The organism is Curvivirga sp. (assembly GCF_965219885.1).
Lineage (GTDB): Bacteria > Pseudomonadota > Alphaproteobacteria > UBA8366 > Aestuariispiraceae > Curvivirga.
Map to the genome: position 1 here is coordinate 54,145 of NZ_CBDCOT010000008.1, position 18,148 is coordinate 72,292.

Annotated in this window: 16 protein-coding genes and 1 tRNA gene; 10 read left to right on the forward strand and 7 right to left on the reverse strand. The window is 39.4% G+C overall.

All coding sequences use genetic code 11. From position 1 onward, the window contains the following. Nucleotides 1-39: 39 nt before the first annotated feature. The gene (locus ACOQOA_RS02905) at nt 40-1,308 is read left to right on the forward strand and encodes a diguanylate cyclase (protein ID WP_420547154.1); all 1,269 of its coding nucleotides are present in this window, start codon (nt 40-42) and stop codon (nt 1,306-1,308) included. A 54-nt stretch (nt 1,309-1,362) separates the two neighbouring features. Here ACOQOA_RS02905 and ACOQOA_RS02910 read toward each other — a convergent pair whose 3' ends face one another. The 7 genes from ACOQOA_RS02910 to ACOQOA_RS02940 form a co-directional block, all read right to left on the reverse strand. Beyond that, nucleotides 1,363-2,418 (reverse strand): quaternary amine ABC transporter ATP-binding protein, encoded by a 1,056-nt coding sequence (locus tag ACOQOA_RS02910; RefSeq protein ID WP_420547155.1) that lies wholly within the window; start codon nt 2,416-2,418, stop codon nt 1,363-1,365. 15 nt (nt 2,419-2,433) lie between these two features. Beyond that, nucleotides 2,434-3,330: an ABC transporter permease gene (locus tag ACOQOA_RS02915; protein ID WP_420547156.1), complete on the reverse strand. Its 897-nt coding sequence runs from the start codon at nt 3,328-3,330 to the stop codon at nt 2,434-2,436. An 85-nt stretch (nt 3,331-3,415) separates the two neighbouring features. Then, nucleotides 3,416-4,411 carry an ABC transporter substrate-binding protein gene (locus ACOQOA_RS02920; RefSeq protein WP_420547157.1) on the reverse strand — a complete coding sequence of 332 codons (996 nt, stop codon included), beginning with the start codon at nt 4,409-4,411 and terminating at the stop codon, nt 3,416-3,418. Between the two features lie 335 nt (nt 4,412-4,746). Next, the gene (locus ACOQOA_RS02925) at nt 4,747-5,592 is read right to left on the reverse strand and encodes a D-amino-acid transaminase (protein WP_420547158.1); all 846 of its coding nucleotides are present in this window, start codon (nt 5,590-5,592) and stop codon (nt 4,747-4,749) included. A gap of 449 nt (nt 5,593-6,041) precedes the next feature. Continuing rightward, nucleotides 6,042-6,308, reverse strand: a complete 267-nt coding sequence (locus ACOQOA_RS02930; RefSeq protein ID WP_420547159.1) for a hypothetical protein — start codon at nt 6,306-6,308, stop codon at nt 6,042-6,044. Nucleotides 6,309-6,692: 384 nt separating this feature from the next. Next, nucleotides 6,693-6,782: transfer RNA gene (locus ACOQOA_RS02935), tRNA-Ser, on the reverse strand. Between the two features lie 93 nt (nt 6,783-6,875). Beyond that, on the reverse strand, nt 6,876-8,483 hold the full coding sequence (locus ACOQOA_RS02940) for an EAL domain-containing protein (protein WP_420547160.1): 1,608 nt from the start codon (nt 8,481-8,483) through the stop codon (nt 6,876-6,878). 291 nt (nt 8,484-8,774) lie between these two features. Between ACOQOA_RS02940 and ACOQOA_RS02945 the strand changes: the two genes are divergently transcribed. The 9 genes from ACOQOA_RS02945 to ACOQOA_RS02985 all read left to right on the forward strand — a co-directional run bounded on the left by ACOQOA_RS02945 (nt 8,775) and on the right by ACOQOA_RS02985 (nt 17,734). Continuing rightward, nucleotides 8,775-10,031, forward strand: coding sequence for a lytic murein transglycosylase (locus ACOQOA_RS02945; RefSeq protein WP_420547161.1), 1,257 nt, complete (start codon nt 8,775-8,777; stop codon nt 10,029-10,031). 43 nt (nt 10,032-10,074) lie between these two features. Then, on the forward strand, nt 10,075-11,097 hold the full coding sequence (locus tag ACOQOA_RS02950; protein ID WP_420547162.1) for a septal ring lytic transglycosylase RlpA family protein: 1,023 nt from the start codon (nt 10,075-10,077) through the stop codon (nt 11,095-11,097). A 115-nt stretch (nt 11,098-11,212) separates the two neighbouring features. Then, on the forward strand, nt 11,213-12,364 hold the full coding sequence (locus ACOQOA_RS02955) for a D-alanyl-D-alanine carboxypeptidase family protein (protein WP_420547163.1): 1,152 nt from the start codon (nt 11,213-11,215) through the stop codon (nt 12,362-12,364). A gap of 19 nt (nt 12,365-12,383) precedes the next feature. After that, nucleotides 12,384-13,028: a dTMP kinase gene (tmk, locus tag ACOQOA_RS02960; RefSeq protein ID WP_420547164.1), complete on the forward strand. Its 645-nt coding sequence runs from the start codon at nt 12,384-12,386 to the stop codon at nt 13,026-13,028. Between the two features lie 5 nt (nt 13,029-13,033). Next, nucleotides 13,034-14,158: a DNA polymerase III subunit delta' gene (locus ACOQOA_RS02965; RefSeq protein ID WP_420547165.1), complete on the forward strand. Its 1,125-nt coding sequence runs from the start codon at nt 13,034-13,036 to the stop codon at nt 14,156-14,158. Between the two features lie 57 nt (nt 14,159-14,215). Beyond that, nucleotides 14,216-15,766, forward strand: coding sequence for a methionine--tRNA ligase (gene metG / locus ACOQOA_RS02970; protein WP_420547166.1), 1,551 nt, complete (start codon nt 14,216-14,218; stop codon nt 15,764-15,766). A 34-nt stretch (nt 15,767-15,800) separates the two neighbouring features. Further along, the gene (locus tag ACOQOA_RS02975; protein WP_420547650.1) at nt 15,801-16,598 is read left to right on the forward strand and encodes a TatD family hydrolase; all 798 of its coding nucleotides are present in this window, start codon (nt 15,801-15,803) and stop codon (nt 16,596-16,598) included. Beyond that, a complete protein-coding gene (locus ACOQOA_RS02980) occupies nt 16,598-17,377 on the forward strand; it encodes an MBL fold metallo-hydrolase (RefSeq protein WP_420547167.1) in 780 nt (259 codons plus the stop codon). The genes ACOQOA_RS02975 and ACOQOA_RS02980 overlap by 1 nt, the downstream gene beginning before the upstream one ends. 15 nt (nt 17,378-17,392) lie before the next feature. Then, a complete protein-coding gene (locus tag ACOQOA_RS02985) occupies nt 17,393-17,734 on the forward strand; it encodes a hypothetical protein (protein WP_420547168.1) in 342 nt (113 codons plus the stop codon). Nucleotides 17,735-18,148: the final 414 nt, after the last annotated feature.

Here is an 18,148-nt window from a genome sequence, read left to right on the forward strand (position 1 = left end):
TAGCGAAAGACGATTTGAATAAAAATAAGAGGCGAAAAGTTGGGAAAATTACTTGTTGTTGAGGATTCAAAGTTCTTTTCAAGCATCGTAAAACATAAAATCGAAAATGAGTTGGGCTTATCTGTTGTTGTTGTTGAAACAATGAAAGCTGCCAAACTTGTCCTTGATACACGTAAAGAAGATTTCTTTATAGCGTTATTGGATTTAACATTACCTGATGCATCTGGTGTTGAAATTGTAAAAACTGTAAAAGATTACGGATTACCATGCATCGTTTTCTCTTCTAATTTTTCAGAAGAATTACAACATAATATCAATGAGTTAAATGTTGTTGATTATATTATTAAAGACAATCCCTCCAGTTTCGACTATTTAGTTTCACTAGTTAATCGGTTTCATAATAATGCAAGTATCAACGTTGTAATCGCAGAGGATTCTAAGATACAGCGTCAGATGGCTGCTCACTTTTTAAAACGCTTTAACTTAAATGTAATCGAAGCTGAAAATGGCGATGAAGCTCTAAAGATTGTTACGGACGCAAGTAAGAGCAAAACTACGAAAATTTCTCTTGTTATTACTGACTATGAAATGCCAAAGATGAATGGCTTTGATCTTATAGTGAACTTGCGCAAAAAATGGAATCAGAACGAGTTAGGAATCATTGGGTTTTCTGCAGCTGATGATAAAAGATTACCTTCAAAGTTTTTAAAAATTGGTGCTGATGACTTTGTCCATAAACCAATTCAACCGGAAGAATTTATTAGCCGGATATCTCATAACCTCAATAATTTGGAACAAATTAATAAGTTACATATCGCAGCGACCCGTGATTACATGACTGGTATGTATAATCGGCGTTTTTTCTTTAAAACTGCTATTTCTGCGTATGAGAAAGCTTGTAAGGATGGGGTTTCTATATTGGTAAGTATGATTGATGTAGATTTCTTCAAAAAAGTGAATGACACTCATGGACATCATGTTGGCGATGAAGTGCTTATAAAGGTTGCGCAAGTATTGGAGACGGAAGCACGAGAACAAGATCTAATTGCGAGATTCGGCGGTGAGGAGTTCTGCCTTTTTTCAGTAGGTATGGACCCAGAGGTTGTTGGAAATTATCTGAACCATCTTCGTCAAAAGATTAGCGAATTAGAATTCGAAAGCTCAACAGGGAAATTTCAAGTTACGGCAAGTCTCGGAGCCTGTACAAAGAAGGGACTTGATAGCATTGACGATATGATAAATGAAGCTGATGAACGCTTGTATGATGCGAAAGAGGGGGGAAGGAATAAAGTTGTTCTTTCTAGATAGAAAAAAGGCCTGAAAATTAATTCAGGCCTTTGTTTTTATTGTTAAATATATGAGTTACATAAACTTAACAGCGCGTTCCGCGACAGCGGGGCGTTCCATACCGGACATAATATCTTTTGATGTAACAACGCCAATCTCTTGCCCCTCATCATCCACAACCGCAATTGCATTTGTTGGAGATGCAGACACCATTGGAAGAGCATCTTCAAGATTGCGAGAAACAAGAATAGGTTCTCCACTGGTTTCAGCGGAACCTTTTTCACCCATAATAGAGCCGATTTGAACAACACGACCACGATTGATATCGCGGATGAACTCGCGGATATAATCATCTGCTGGACGCATAACGATATCCTGAGGGCCACCATCCTGGATAATCGCCCCATCCCGTAAGATAGTAATACGATCTCCGATACGTAGTGCTTCATCCAAATCATGGGTAATAAAGACAATTGTCTTATGAAGATCTTTTTGTAGGTCTAACAAGATTGTTTGCATATCTGTACGGATTAGCGGATCAAGAGCACTAAAAGCTTCATCCATTAACAGGATTTCGCAATCGGTTGCTAATGCACGGGCTAATCCCACACGTTGTTGCATACCACCAGATAACTGTGTTGGGTAATGTTTTTCAAAACCTGTTAAACCAACGCGATCAATCCATTTTTGAGAACGTTCTTTTAACTTATCCCCTGTGATGCCCTGAATAGAAAGGCCATAACCCACATTATCCATAACTGTACGATGCGGTAGAAGGCCAAATTTCTGGAATACCATGGAGATATTGTGGCGACGAAATTCACGAAGTTCTTCTTCGTTCAACTTCATGACATCTTGGCCATCAATCAAGATTTCGCCAGCTGTTGGTTCAATCAAACGGTTAAAATGACGGATTAATGTGGATTTACCTGAACCAGATAGGCCCATTATCACATGGATATGACGTGCTTCGATATCAAGATTGATATTCTGCAGACCAAGAACATGCTTATGTTTCTCTAATAAGTCAGGTTTGCTAACACCATTTTCTACATGATGAAGAACGCTCTTAGGATTCTTACCAAAAATCTTGTAAAGATTTCGGATAGAAATTTTAATTGGATCACTCATTATTTCTATCCTTTCTTAATGCGCTTTATTACGATGTTTTTGGATACGTAGGCCGTAAGCCTGCGTTACACGATCGAAAATGATGGCAAGTGCAACAATCGCCAGACCATTCATTACACCAAGGAAGAATTGTTGGTTGTTAATGGCTTTCAACACCGGTTGGCCAAGTCCTTTAACACCAATCATGGAAGCAACGACCACCATCGCCAAAGCCATCATGATTGTCTGGTTAACACCAGCCATGATATTTGGAAGGGCAAGTGGAATTTGAACCCCGAAAAGCTTTTGGCGTTTTGAGGCGCCAAATGCGTCAGACGCTTCAAGAACTTCTTTATCAACCAAACGAATACCAAGATTTGTAAGGCGAATCAGAGGTGGAATTGCATAAATTACAACGGCAATTAATCCTGGCACCTTACCGATACCTAATAGCATCACAACAGGAATCAAATATACGAAACTTGGCATCGTTTGCATGACATCAAGAATTGGTGTGACGATAGACTGTGCTTTATTGGACATTGCCATCAAGATACCAAGAGGCATGCCAAAGGCGATCGATAAAGTAGTACATACTAAAATCATACTGAGGGTACGCATGGTGTTATCCCACATACCGAAATATCCGATCAGCATGAAGGAAATAATGACACCAATAACAACGCGTATATTTTTACTGCCATACCAACATATCGCTGCAAGTGCGGCTAAAACGATAAACCAAGGTGTATTTAATAATAATTTTTCAGACCAGATTAGAAATGTGAGGAGAGGGTCGAAGGCTAATTCGATATATGGTCCAAACTCTGATGAGAACTCTCTAAACCCATTGTCGACGGCTTTACGTAATTCACGTAAATCTCCGCGTTCCATCGCTGGGAATGCTTCAATCCAGCTTTTTTCTTTAGCCATTGTATAGGCCCTTTTTGTTATTTATTCGGTATATGCAGAAATAAAAATGCCGGTAACTTTTGAAAAGCTACCGGCACCTTAATTATTATAGGGCAGCTTTCACTTTATCAGCTACTTCCTTGGTTACCCAAGGTGTCCATTCTGCTTCGTATTTTACCAAGAATTCTTCAGCAGCTTCTTCGCCACTTGCTTGGTTTTCATTCATCCATTTCAAGAATTTATTCATGAATTTGTTGGAGAAACTACGGGAAGATACATAACCATATGCTTCAGGAGATTTATCTTTAAAGCCAGCAGTTGTTACAGTGAATACTTCAGAGGCAACCCAAGCATTTGGTTTTGGATCAGCGCAATCAGGAATTACAGTACAAGAATCCCATTCTTCTTTATTATGCTCAACACCAAAATCAACTTTGTGCATTTCATATTTACCCAAGAATGCTGTTGGCGCCCAATAGTAGCCGAACCAACCTTCACCACGCTCATATGCTTTCGCCATAGAGCCGTCTAGACCAGCAGCGGAACCTGGATCACCAAGATCCCAACCTTTAGCTTCCATATCAAACGCATTATACAAGTTAGAAGTTGTGATTGCACAGTTCCAACCGGATGGGCAGCTCATAAACAAACCACGATCTTCATCTTCTGGGTTAGGGAACATTTCAGGATGCTTTAATACGCCCTCGATTGTTGCCATTTCAGGATGTTTATCCACCATATATTGTGGAATCCAGAAACCTTCTTCACCACCATCAGCAAGAGATTTACCAGCATATTCAAGCTTACCAGCTTCTACTTGTGCATCTAACACGTCACGCAACGCGTTAACCCATAGTTCTGGTGCGATATCCGGCTCACCTTTTTCTGCCATGGATGTACCTGTCGGCATTGTATCACCAGGAACAAGTTCAACATCACAACCATAACCGTTTGCAAGGATAAATTGGTCTACATACGCAATAAACTCAGCAGACGCCCAGTTCATATCTGCGATAGTAACACTACCGCATTCAGCTTTGGACGCAGTGGACATACCGATTGAACCAGCAAGAACAGCAGCGCCTAACAATAGTTTTTTCATCTTAGTCTCCCAGACCTATTTTTAAAAATTTTCTTATTTATACATTAAACAGTCTTTTTGCGACATCGTAAAAGACCTATTTACGAATTGCATCATCGAAAATGCGACGCGCATTGTGCCGATTTTGCAATTTCACTATATCATAAGGGGCAAGTTTGTACCGTGACAACGTTTAAATTGCCCCTAAGACAAAAAATTTTAGGTGCTTGGATCAAAATAATTTTTGTCTACAAATTTATTAGTATTTAAAGCGCAACTTATATCTAAAAAATCACTAAAAAGGGCGCTCTACAATCTGCAGGCGCCCTTAGCGAATAATTTAGAAGGTTTTTAAATTAGCGTTTCAAAGCTTCTTCAATATACAATTTACGCAATTTCATTGAAATTTCGCCTGGGGCACCGTTGCTCATAACCGCGTCATCAATTTTTACGACAGGCCAAACAAATGTTGTCGCACTTGTTACAAACGCTTCGTCAGCCTCATATGCTTCTTGCATGGTGAAAGGGCGCTCTTCCAATTTTAGACCTTCTTGCTCAACAAGCTTTAAAACTGCCGCACGTGTAATACCATGAAGAATACTGTTGCTAAGATGACGTGTAATAATCACACCATCTTTTACGATGTATGCATTGTTAGAGCTACCTTCGGTGACAAAACCTTCCTCAACAAGCCATGCGTCATTAGCACCAGCTTCTACTGCTGCTTGTTTTGCAAGTACGGGGGCAAGGAGCTGAACTGTTTTAATATCGCGACGTCCCCAACGGATATCGTCAACTGAAATGACGGCAATCCCTTTTTGAGCGGCGGGGCTGTTAATCAGATTCTTTTCCTGAGTGAACATAACTAATGAAGGTTTTGCATCTGCAGGAAAACCAAAGTCACGGTCTGCAGCTCCGCGTGTAACTTGAAGATATAATGCGCCTTCATGAACACCATTCTTTTCAAGTAATTCAAGCATAGCTTTTTCAATGTCATCGGTAGACAGAGGTAAATCCATCTTCAATTCATCTGCGGAACGTTTCAAACGTGCTAAATGGGCAGCATTGTCAATCAAACGACCTTCTAAGATAGAGGAAACCTCGTAAATACCGTCAGCAAATAAAAACCCTCTATCAAACACAGAGATTTTTGCTTCTTCTTCAGGCACAAAGTCACCATTCACATAAACAATTCTGCTCATAAAAAAATCCTCCAACTGATGAAACGCCTTGATCTCATTTTTCTATTAAAGGCGAGGGCGCTCGAAATAATTTGATCCTATGTACGATGATTAAAATTAATCATCAATCAGAAATGTGATCACTTTTTGTCAAAAAGCGTCCAATCTAATGATCCGGCGCTTTAATCACATTTATTTATCTGATTGGGGAGGGACAGTTGCCTGTAATTGATCAGGCCACATCATACTTAATTAGTTAAGATCTTTTGATAAATAATGCAGACATTATATTTAATTTTTAAATGGGAAGGCATATTTATTATTACAAATATATGTACGTAGTATCGCGAATAATAAATGAAATAGCTAAAGAGATTGGTATACGTTATTAAACTTGAACGCTAAGCTCATGATCTTCGAAAGAAATCCATTAGCTCAAAAACAGATATAAAGTGACTATTTGCCACTTTTTATTTGTCGTCATGAACTGGAAGGGTAAACATCCCATATCCCATGGATACACCAGCACATGTTACAGCCATGGCAAAGAATAATTTCATGACAATAAGCCAACCATAACTATATGCACTTGCCATAGACCAAAGATTTCCAAGATCAAAGTAGAACACACCTAAACAAAGTATAGCAGCAAAAGCTACACCTTTTAGTAAATATCGAAAGAGATATTTGAGTGTTTTTTGTTGTGATTTTGATAAACTTCTAAAACCTTTTGTCATAATAAATGTGTTCATTGTTGATAATTATTAAAGTTCTAAAATGAACTTTATGTGGCTTGATTGAGAAATTATATTTCTTTTTGTGATTTTTAATCAAGTAATTATTTCAAAAATAATATATTCGAATGCGATATTAATTCAGTATTATGTGTGGCAAAGCACTTTTAATGCTAGTTTTAAAATATTTTAAGTGATCAACATTATGAAGAATCTAAACTCCATAAAGATTTAATAAGAAAAGGCGCTTAATCTTATTAAGTAGCATCTTCATCATATTTATCTGAAGATTTTGGGAGGGGGAGTGAACAGGAAGTCAATATTCCAAAAGTAGAATATAAAACAAAAAACGAGGCATAATGCCTCGTTCTTGTATAGCCATATAGATGGCGGAGCGGGTGGGATTCGAACCCACGGTACGCTTTCACGCACGCCGGTTTTCAAGACCGGTACATTCAACCACTCTGTCACCGCTCCATCTATGATGCGGAACCATTCGGTTACGGCGGGCATAATATTTAAAACCGCCTTAAGAGCAAGTATAAAAATGACAAAAATGTAAAAAAAATATTATTGCTGAATTGGATACCGCAAATCCGCTAGATCTGAGACATGATCACCGAAGTAACTACCTGTTGCGACAGCAACTTTTAACTTGGCCAATGCAGTTGCCGTATCCTCTTCACGAATACCGTCAAAGACCAACTTGATGTCATGTTGTAGGCAGCGTTGTTCCATCTTTTCCAGCATTGCTAAAGACGCTTTTAGATGCGCCGTACTTTCCGTGAAACCATCTTCCAAGATAATGTAATCCGCAGGCAATTCAGTTAACATTTGAGAGTTAATAGCTCCGAGTTCCTCTCCATATAAAGCAATTGAGAAGCCAGATTGTTTTAAGGTACTTAAAGCGGATAAGCGACTGAGATCGTTAGGACTAAATCCTGAAATGCGAAGAATCACTTTGGTGTCACCAGCAGTACTGGCAAATTTAAGAAGTCGCATTACCACATCTTCTTTAAGCAGTGATCTTACATGTAAAGTGATCGCAACAGGACAACCTTTATACCAGTCATCTGTTTCTATGAATCTACATTGGGCTTCGTCTACTTGGACACGTAGATCCAAATTATCTCGCGTAAATTTGATGATTTCTTCTACACCAAGTCCATCATCTTCAAGGTCTGCGCGAATCTCAGCCCAAAGATGGTCTGTACACCATTTATGAACATTCACAACCGGTTGATATACAACAGATAACTGGTCTTTACTAATCACTTCTTTCAAAATCGATAAGCGATCCGATTTATGATCCAAATAGGCAGTATGGGCTGAACCTAGATTGTCATAAATGAGATCATCCAATCCTGATTCGGCAAAACTATCTATCGCATGAGAAAGTGCATCTGCTAACTCATCATCTTCCAAGCCATCTGCATCAAGCGACATTGTCTTAGTTTCAACATTAAGAGCTTTGCCTTCAGGATCAATTTCCTGAGCAAGTCCTTTAATATCTTCATGCATACCAGAAAGGTCAGCCTGTGATTTATGTAAAACACCGTATTTGCCACTGGATACCTGACCTAAAGCTGCTTGATCAAGGCTAGATTCGCGTAAGCGATCTTCCATATTTTTAGTGAAATTATCAATTTGGTCTTTTGAAAGATTAAGATTTGTCGCCAATCCATCTACATCACCGACAGACACGAAGGTCATATCCAAATCTTCTTCTGAATGTTTCAAGATGTCATTTACACTGTTTGCGAAGCCCTTTGCAGAATTCATAGGATTGGATTCGGCTGATAAGCTCGCGTCATATTGAAAACGTAAACGATATTCTGTTGTATCGGAGATACTACCATCAGGGTCAACGGGTTCTCCCATCATTTGGAAGCCTTTAACCAGACGTTTTGCACCGAATACAAAGGCGGGTTGTAAATCCATATGGAAGCCACTTACAGCATTCACAATAATATCCGAAGCTAACATTTGTGAAGGTGGAGCAAGAATATCTGCAATGTTCTTTTCTGCTAAATCCTGTGGTTTCTGATCAAGCCAAGTTAAAGCATTTTTATTGCCTCGCAGAATATTTCCTACCTCGTCTACCACCAACATAAAGCGCTCTTCAGGGTTATCCTGAACTGCATCTATTTTACCATCAGCACGTAGAACAGTGACCATTTAAATTCCCCAACCTTAAACGATTTGGCATAAATAAACTCAAGTTATTTGAATGTATTATAAATATGTCTGTATCACATAATTATAGAATAATGTTGATGTCCTTGTTCAGCATCAATTTCAACAACTTACATTTAGTATGATTTTAATCAGTCCTATATGCAAGAGGAATGGAGATAGTATTTTGCGATTGCGGTGATTTGCAATTGATGAATAAGCTGCGAATACTTGTCCAATGAAACCGAATCGCGATAGCGGAATTATGTAATTATTTTTGACAGGTATATATCAATGATCAGGATGAAATCTTTTCTGAAATCCACAATCCTTCCTGTAACGGCAGTGATTGCGATGTCTTTTGCAAATATTCCAGTAAATGCTCAAGATACCAATGTGAATACAGAGCTTAACAATCCTATAGCGCCAGTTGATTGGTTAAATACCTTTAAACAAACTGCTCTCAAAGAAGGAATCTCTGAAAGTACTTTTGATACAGTTTTTGCAGACTGGCAACCAGTAGAAAAAGTTTTGTATTACGACCGACGTCAACCAGAATTTTCTCGTACATTTTGGGGATATATTGAACGTTCGATTTCGAAAGAACGAATTGAACGTGGTCGCCGCTTGTTAAAAGAGCATAAGATACTTTTAAATGAGGTGTATCAAAAATTCGGTGTGCAACCCCGTTTTCTTGTTGCGTTTTGGGGATTAGAAACCAACTTCGGCGATTATACAGGTGGTTTTCCCGTGGTCGATGCACTTGCGACATTGGCACATGATCCTCGACGTAGCGAATTTTTTACGAATGAACTTCTCTTAGCTTTAAAAATCCTTGATCAAGGTCATATTGCGCATGAAAGGATGCTTGGTTCTTGGGCTGGGGCAATGGGACAAACACAGTTTATGCCTTCAACGTTCACAGGATATGCATTTGATGGTGATAATGATGGGAAAAAGGATCTATGGGGTAGTTTGACCGATGTAATGTATTCCTCATCCAACTATCTTTCTCAGATTGGTTGGAATAAGGAGCAAACTTGGGGAAGAGAAGTAATACTTCCAGATGGTTTTAATTACGAATTAGCTGATTTAAATATTCAGAAAGATCTATCTGAATGGCAAAAATTAGGCGTTAGACGTGCAAATGGTGCAGATTTGCCTAAAGTCGTAATTGATGCGTCAATTGTGTTGCCAGCAGGTCATAAAGGCCCTGCCTTCGTAGTGTATAATAATTTTCGCAAGATCATGGTATGGAATCGATCTATTCTTTATGCCATTGCTGTAGGACATTTAGCGGATCAACTACAAGGTAAAGGCGATTTAGTCGCCAAAAAGCCTGCAAATGATAAACCGTTACACCGTGATGAGGCCATTGCATTACAGGCCGCATTGAATACTCTTGGGTTCAATGCTGGAAACCCCGACGGAATATTAGGATCAAAAACACGGGCCGCTGTTAAAGCATTTCAGATTAAGCACGGTCTTCCAGCTGACGGATATCCAGAAGCTTCACTGGTAACACGTATCATTACTGAGGCTAACGGGTAACAACTGGAAGTTCGGGATAAAGAAAATGGGTTTGAGAATAAGTATGAAATTAAGAAACGGCATAGTTTTGATTCTATCAATGCTCATGTTTACGGCTTGCAGTGAAATTCAATTCTTGTCTCAAGCCTCAAAAACTATCAGCAATAATGATACAAGTGGTGGAGGGCCTGTTTTAGGTGGCCCAGAACATGGTACTAACGGCACGCATTACAAAGTAGGAAATGCTTATAAAATCAAAGGGAACTGGTATTATCCTAAAGAAGATTATACCTATTCTGAACAAGGCGTAGCTTCTTGGTATGGACCAAATTTTCATAATAAAAAGACAGCAAACGGGGCTATCTTTGATATGAATAAAGTTTCTGCTGCACATAAAACATTACCTCTTCCTTCTGTTGTGCGTGTGACAAATTTGGAAAATGGACGTTCCTTAAAAGTAAAAGTAAATGATCGCGGTCCATATGCACATGATCGCATCATTGATATGTCGAAACGCGCGGCTCAATTACTGGGTTTCGAAAAACAGGGAACTGCATTGGTTAAGGTAGAAATTCTAGAAGCTGAAAGCCGTCTTTTAGCATCCTACATGCGTGGTGATGTTGAGGGAGGGGAGGCGCCACCGGCCCCAGTTGCTGCACCGACAGTTGCCATCGCAACAGAAACATTAATCGAAGAGAATGGTGTTGAAATATCGGTTCCAGCTGCATCTGATAGTGAAGTTTCTGTTGCTGCAGTTAGCGGAGTATCGGTACCAGCGACTGTCGAAACAAAGATACTTGAAGCCCCACAAAATGAGGCAAAAGTAGAAAATGTTGTAGTTGGATTTATTCCTGGGATTTATGTCCAGGCTGGTGCATTTTCTCAATATGCAAATGCGGTTAAAACTCAGGCACGCCTTTCATCGGTTGGTGATGTTGTTATTCAACAAATAAATAAAGCTGAAAACCCTCTATTTCGCGTGCGCGTCGGACCGATAGAAAACGTTGCACAAGCCGATAACATACAGAAAGCGATCGTGGAAGCTGGTTATCCAGATGCACGTATTGTCGTGGAAGCAAAGAATTAATATTTGATCAATCTAGAATGGATAATTATACCCGTTCCGGATAGATGCCTTAATTTAGGCATAAACATTTAATAGTGACGTAGAAAACGTAAACGATCTAAAGGCAATCATGATCATGAAGCTAACCTTCAAACAATCTTTTTCATTTGTTGCACTAGTATTTAGCACCATTTTGCTAAGCAATCTTGTACGCGCCCAGGATTTGGAAACTACAGCAAAGCAAGTTTTCTTATATGATATGGAGACAAGTACCATACTTTTTGAAAAAGATGCAGATACGCGTATGTATCCTGCCTCTATGACAAAAATGATGACCGCATATATGCTGCTTGAGCAAGTGAAAAATGGTGCGTTATCTCTGGAAGATACTTTTCCTGTAAGCCGTAAAGCATGGAAAAAGGGTGGCTCCAAGATGTTTGTTGAAGTCGGTAAACGTGTGAAAATTGAAGATCTATTACGTGGAATTATTATTCAGTCAGGTAATGATGCAACAATTGTTGTAGCCGAAGGTTTAGCGGGAAGTGAAGAAGCTTTTGCTCGCTCCATGACAGATAAAGCACACGAACTTGGTATGACGAATACTCAGTTTAAAAATGCGTCAGGTTGGCCTGACCCTGAACATTATACTACTGCCCGTGACCTTGCTATTCTTGCTGAAGCAACTATTCGAAATATGCAAGAATATTATCATATTTATTCCGAGGAATATTTTACATTTAGTGGTATTAAACAGCGTAACCGTAATCCATTGATTAGAAATGGTTTTAATGGTGCTGATGGACTTAAAACTGGACATACAGAGGCATCAGGCTATGGTCTCACAGCATCCGCAATTCGGGATGGTCGTCGTCTGATACTTGTTGCAAACGGTATGTTATCTTCAAATGAGCGTAGCGTTGAGGCGGAACGTATTATGACTTGGGGATTTCGTGAGTGGAAACATTATGAATTATTCTCAGCAAATGAGACCGTTACAAAGTTACCGGTTTGGTTAGGTGTCAAAGGGGAAGTTCCGATTATTATCGAAGAAGAGGTCGGTATAACTTTACGTCGGAAAAACCGGGATGATTTACGTGTGAACTTGCGTTATACGGAGCCGGTAAAAGCGCCGATCGTTGAAGGTACTCAATTGGGTAGCATATATATTACAGCGCCAGATATTGAACCTGTAGAACTTCCTTTGATTGCAGCTGAAACAGTTGAGCAATTAGGTGCATTTGGTCGCTTATCTTCTGCGTTTAGCTATTTGCTTTGGGGCGAAAATTAAGTCGAATGGAAATTTGAATATGTCTATCAAACCCGGTCGATTTATTAGTTTTGAAGGTGGCGAGGGAAGCGGTAAGTCTACCCAGATTAAAAAAATTGCCGCAATGCTAGCAAGAAATGGTATTGAAGTCATTCTCAGTCGTGAACCTGGCGGATCTAAAGGTGGCGAGGAAATTCGCGAGCTGCTTGTCACAGGGGATGCTGGCCGTTGGGATGGCGTAACGGAATTACTGTTGCTTTATGCTGCGCGTAATGATCATGTTGAGAAAATCATTAAACCTTCTATCGCTGAAGGAAAATGGGTATTATGTGATCGTTTTGCCGATTCAACGATGGCTTATCAAGGATATGGCCATGAACTAGGGCGAGAACGTGTTGAGCAAGTTCATAAAGCGGCCTTAGGTGATTTTAATCCAGATTTGACAATTATTATCGATATCCCTGTTGAAGTAGGGCTTAAACGTGCATTGGCACGACGTGATGGTGAAGATCGCTATGAAAATATGGATATTTCTTTTCATCAACGTATGCGTGATGGATATCTAGATATCGCAAATCATGCAACTAATCGTGTTAAAGTGATTGATGGTAATGGCGAAATTGACGAAGTGAGCAAAAGACTTGAACAACAATTACTAACTACTTTTCCTGAATTAGAGATTTAGGCAAGATGATGTTTGATGAATCTGAAATCGCTGATGAAGCAAATACCGCTCTACTATCACCTCGAGATTCCTTATCTGTTAAAGGTCATGAGGCGAACGAGCAGCTTCTGTTAGATGCTTGGAATTCAGGAAAATTACATCATGCTTGGTTATTTACAGGTCCCAAAGGCATTGGAAAGGCGAGTTTAGGGTATCAGTTTGCGCGCTTTATTCTTGCTGGAGGTGGAGAAGGAGGCGGATTATTTGGCGATCAACCAAATAGTTTAAAAGTTTCAGCAGAACATCCAGTCTATCGACGTATGACGTCTGGTGGTCATAGTGATTTTCAGATTCTTGAAAAAGGTATGATGAATCCTGATACAAAACGTGTAGCAGAAAACGATATTCCAGTTGCAATTGCACGAAAAGCTATTGAATTTATTAGATTAACACCCGCAGAATCTGATTGGCGAGTGATCCTTGTAGATGCGGCCGATGATTTAAATCGAAATGCTGCAAATGCTCTATTAAAGGTACTTGAAGAACCACCTGCAAGGGCAATATTTATTCTGATTTCCCATGCTCCTGGCCGCTTATTGCCAACAATTAAATCCCGTTGCAGAAAATTAACCTTTAAGTCCATACCAGATGAGAGTGTGTCTGAGTTATTATTATCGCAATATCCAGAACTTGGAAATGATGATGCGCATGCACTTGCACGACTTTCTGAAGGAAGTGTCGGTAAGGCGATGGAATTGCAAGAAAATGGCGGATTGGATTTGTTTAAGATGGTTGTCTCTTTGCTTTCCCATCCTCAAGATTTATCCTTAACCAAATTGCATTCTTTAGCAGATACACTTTCACGGAAAGACGCAAAAGAAAATTACATAGTTTTCAGAAATCTCATTGATTGGTGGTTTAAACGCCTTTTGAAAATTTTGGCAGGTGATCACATGCCTAAACCAATCTTTGCGGAGGAGTATATGGCGATTGAAGCCTGTAAAGCTTTGATGCCACTGGGTAAATGGTTAGAAGCTGCAGATTTGGTTAATGAAAGATTATGGCAAACCGAAGCACCAAGTAACTTAGATAGACGCCAAGTTGTCATTGATGCATTTTTAACGCTAGAAACTTTGGCTCAAGGGCGCTAAAAGACCTGTTGAGAAATCTCAATTTTCAATAATTTAACAATAAAGGACAAGACTATCATGTCTGCCGGTCAGAATTTTTATATCACCACACCGATTTATTACGTGAATGACAAACCACATATTGGTCATGCTTATACCTCTTTAGCATGTGATGTTATGGCACGTTTTAAACGAATGGATGGTTATAACGTACATTTCCTGACAGGCACTGACGAACATGGTCAGAAAGTTGAACAATCAGCGGAAAAAGCGGGTATTGATCCTCAAAAATTTACAGACAATGTAAGCCAGAATTTCCGTGATCTTGCAAAGGCGATGAATTTCTCAAATGACGATTTCATTCGCACAACCGAAGAGCGTCATAAAGAAGCTTGCCAGGCAATTTGGAATAAACTTGTCGAAACTGGTGATATTTATCTTGGCGCATATGCTGGCTGGTACGCAATTCGCGATGAAGCTTTCTATACAGAAACGGAACTTGTTGATGGCCCAGATGGGAAAAAGATTGCTCCGACAGGTGCAGAAGTGGAATGGGTGGAAGAACCTAGCTATTTCTTCAAACTGTCTGCTTGGGAAGATAAGTTGCTTGAGCTTTATGAAAGCAATCCTGATTTTATTGCACCTAAAAGTCGTCGAAATGAGGTTTTAAGCTTTGTTAAAGGCGGCTTAAAGGATTTATCTGTTTCCCGTACGACATTTAGCTGGGGTGTTCCTGTACCTAACGACGATGATCATATCATGTATGTTTGGTTGGATGCGTTGACAAACTATCTAACAGCTGCAGGTTATCCAGACACTGAAAAGAAAAGCTTTAAAGACTTCTGGCCTGCTTCTTTGCATATGGTTGGTAAAGATATCTTGCGTTTCCATGCAGTCTATTGGCCTGCTTTCTTGATGGCGGCTGAAATCCCATTGCCAGAACGTGTATTTGCCCATGGTTGGTGGACAAATGAAGGCCAGAAGATTTCCAAATCCCTTGGTAATGTGATTGATCCACTTGATTTGATTGAGAAATATGGTTTGGATCAAACACGTTATTTCTTGATGCGTGAAGTACCATTTGGAAATGATGGGGACTTCGCTCATGATGCAATGGTTGGTCGTATGAATACTGATCTTGCCAATGATATTGGAAATCTTTGCCAACGTGTGATGAGTATGATCTTTAAAAACTGTGGCGCTCAATTCCCTGAATTTGGGGACTTCACGGATGATGATAAGGCGTTGATGACTATGGCTGATAATACATTGGTGAAAGTACGTGATCTGATTGATCAACAGTCCTTCCATAAAGCTTTAGAAGCAATTTGGGCAGTTGTCGGTGAAGCAAACCGCTATGTAGATGCTCAAGCGCCTTGGGCTCTGCGTAAGACAGATTTTGATCGCATGAAAACAGTTCTATATGTATTGGCAGACACAATTCGTAAACTTGGTTTGTTAGTACGTCCATTCATGCCAGAATCAGCGGATAAGATGTTGGATTTACTACAAGTTTCCGCAGATAATCGTGATTTCTCTGCATATGGAGAAACGTTGAAATCTGGTGTTGCTATTGAAAAGCCTGTTGGTATTTTTCCGCGTTTTGTGGAAGAAGAAGCTGACGTATAAAAATAGTAGGATCGAATATAAAATGACGAAGCCAATGCTGGTTGATAGCCATTGCCATCTGGATTATTTGGAACGTGAAGGTGATAACCTTGATGAGGTCGTGGCGCGTGCCAATGAAGCTGGCGTTGGTTGTATGGTCACGATTTCTACCAAACTTAGTAACTTTCCGAAAGTTCGTGAAATTGCTGAGCGCTATGATTGTGTTTATTGTAGTGTTGGTGTGCATCCTCATGAAGCGGAAGAAGAGGGGGCAGATGCAACCACTGAAAAGTTGATTGAGCTCGCTCAACATCCCAAAGTCGTTGCGATCGGCGAAACAGGTTTGGACTATTTTTATGAACATAGCCCAAGGCAGGAACAACAAGATAGCTTTCGTGCGCATATAGCAGCGAGCCGTGAAACTGGTTTACCTTTGATTGTTCATACCCGTGATGCAGATGAAGATACGGTGAATATCCTAACTGAAGAGATGGAGAAGGGGGCTTATCCCGGGCTTATTCATTGCTTTAGTTCTTCTCAGCAACTTGCTGAAAAGTCAGTAGAATTGGGTCTTTCTATTTCTTTATCTGGTATTGTTACCTTTAAGTCTGCTAAGGAAATTCGTACATCAGTTGATTCCTTGTCAGTTGATAGTTTACTTGTGGAAACAGATGCGCCATTTTTGGCGCCTGTGCCGTTACGTGGTAAAAGAAATGAGCCTTCATTTGTAACGCATACCGCAAGGAATGTAGCCGAAATTAAATTGATTTCTGAGGAAGAGCTTGCTGAAAGAACAACCAATAACTTCTTCAATTTATTTACTAAAATAGATCGTAACAAGTTTGTAAGTTGATGCATATTACGATTTTAGGTTCAGGATCATCAAGTGGCGTGCCGGCCATCGGGCTCGGTTGGGGAGATTGTGATCCAAATGAACCTAAAAATCGTCGTCGTCGATCTGGTTTATTGTTGGAAACCTTTGATAAAACAGTTCTTTTTGATACTGGCCCAGATTTGCGTGCACAATTGATTGATGCCAATGTTAATAGACTAGATGCGGTCTTTTATACACATGCACATGCTGATCACGCGCATGGTATTGATGAGCTTCGCTGGATTTGCCAATCGATGAATGCGCCGTTAGATGTTTATGGCACCCAAGAGACCATGAATGATTTGGATAATCGATTTGGCTATTGTTTCACAGAAATGGGAACGACCGCTCATAATTACTATTATAAGCCAGTCTTAAAGCCTCAAATCATTTCTGATGAATATCCTTCATTTAAATTTGGTGATCATTTGGTTCAACCATTTGAACAAGATCATGGTTTCTCTAAATCAGTTGGTTATCGTATTGATAATTTTGCGTATTCGACAGATGTCGTTGAGCTCGATGAACGCGCGTTTAAGATACTTGAAGGTATTGATACCTGGGTGTTAGGCTGTTTGCAGCCAAAGCCACATCAAACGCATATACATCTTGATAAAGCAATTAAATGGGTTGAGCGTGTAAAGCCACGTTTAACGGTCTTAACTCATATGAACACCAAGATGGATTATAGAACTGTTCAAAAACAATTACCTGATCACATTCAAATCGGATATGATGGCCTGACTATTAACATATAGATTAGGCTGCAAAATATGATAGATGCGCATATTGAAGATATTGTGCCAGTATTCCATGTATCAGATATGGAAAAGTCTCTGGACTTTTTTAAGGACACATTAAAGTTTCAATCGGGCTTCGTTGCTGAGGATTATAGCTTTGCTATTATAAAACTTTCACAAACAGCGATCCATCTTGTCCGAGTTTCCAAAGATCAGAAGATTAACCCAGCCGTGTCATACATCTGGTGTAAAGAGATTGAACAACTGGCTGAGAAACTTGATCAACAAGTGTCAGTAACACCATACCAAATGAAAGAGTTCAAAATTACGGATCCAGATGGAAACTACCTAATCTTTGGTGAAAACAGCGAATAGGTATTTATATTATTTTCCATAATATAAATTAGACGAAATAGAGTTGAGGATGTGTAATTTTGAGCAAAATACTCTTTTGATTCAGATCATTGTCTAATACATAAGGTTTTACATATACATACGCGAGAAAACAATCAGGTGTATTTTTGCAAGATATGTATTTTTGGAAACTGAAAGTAATAAAACTTGGTACTGCTGTATTCTGCGAATTTATTGATATGATTGGGAGATCTTATGAAGCGCTTATTCATAAAAAAAATGTTGTCTACAAATAAGTGTGTGTTAATCGTTGTTATAGTGAGTTGGTGTTTTATGACAATCACTTCACAATTGATTGACCTGAATATCTCCTGAATACTTTGATTATCTCATATGCAGTCCTGCGTATATCAATTTTTGAAATGTATTTTTCAC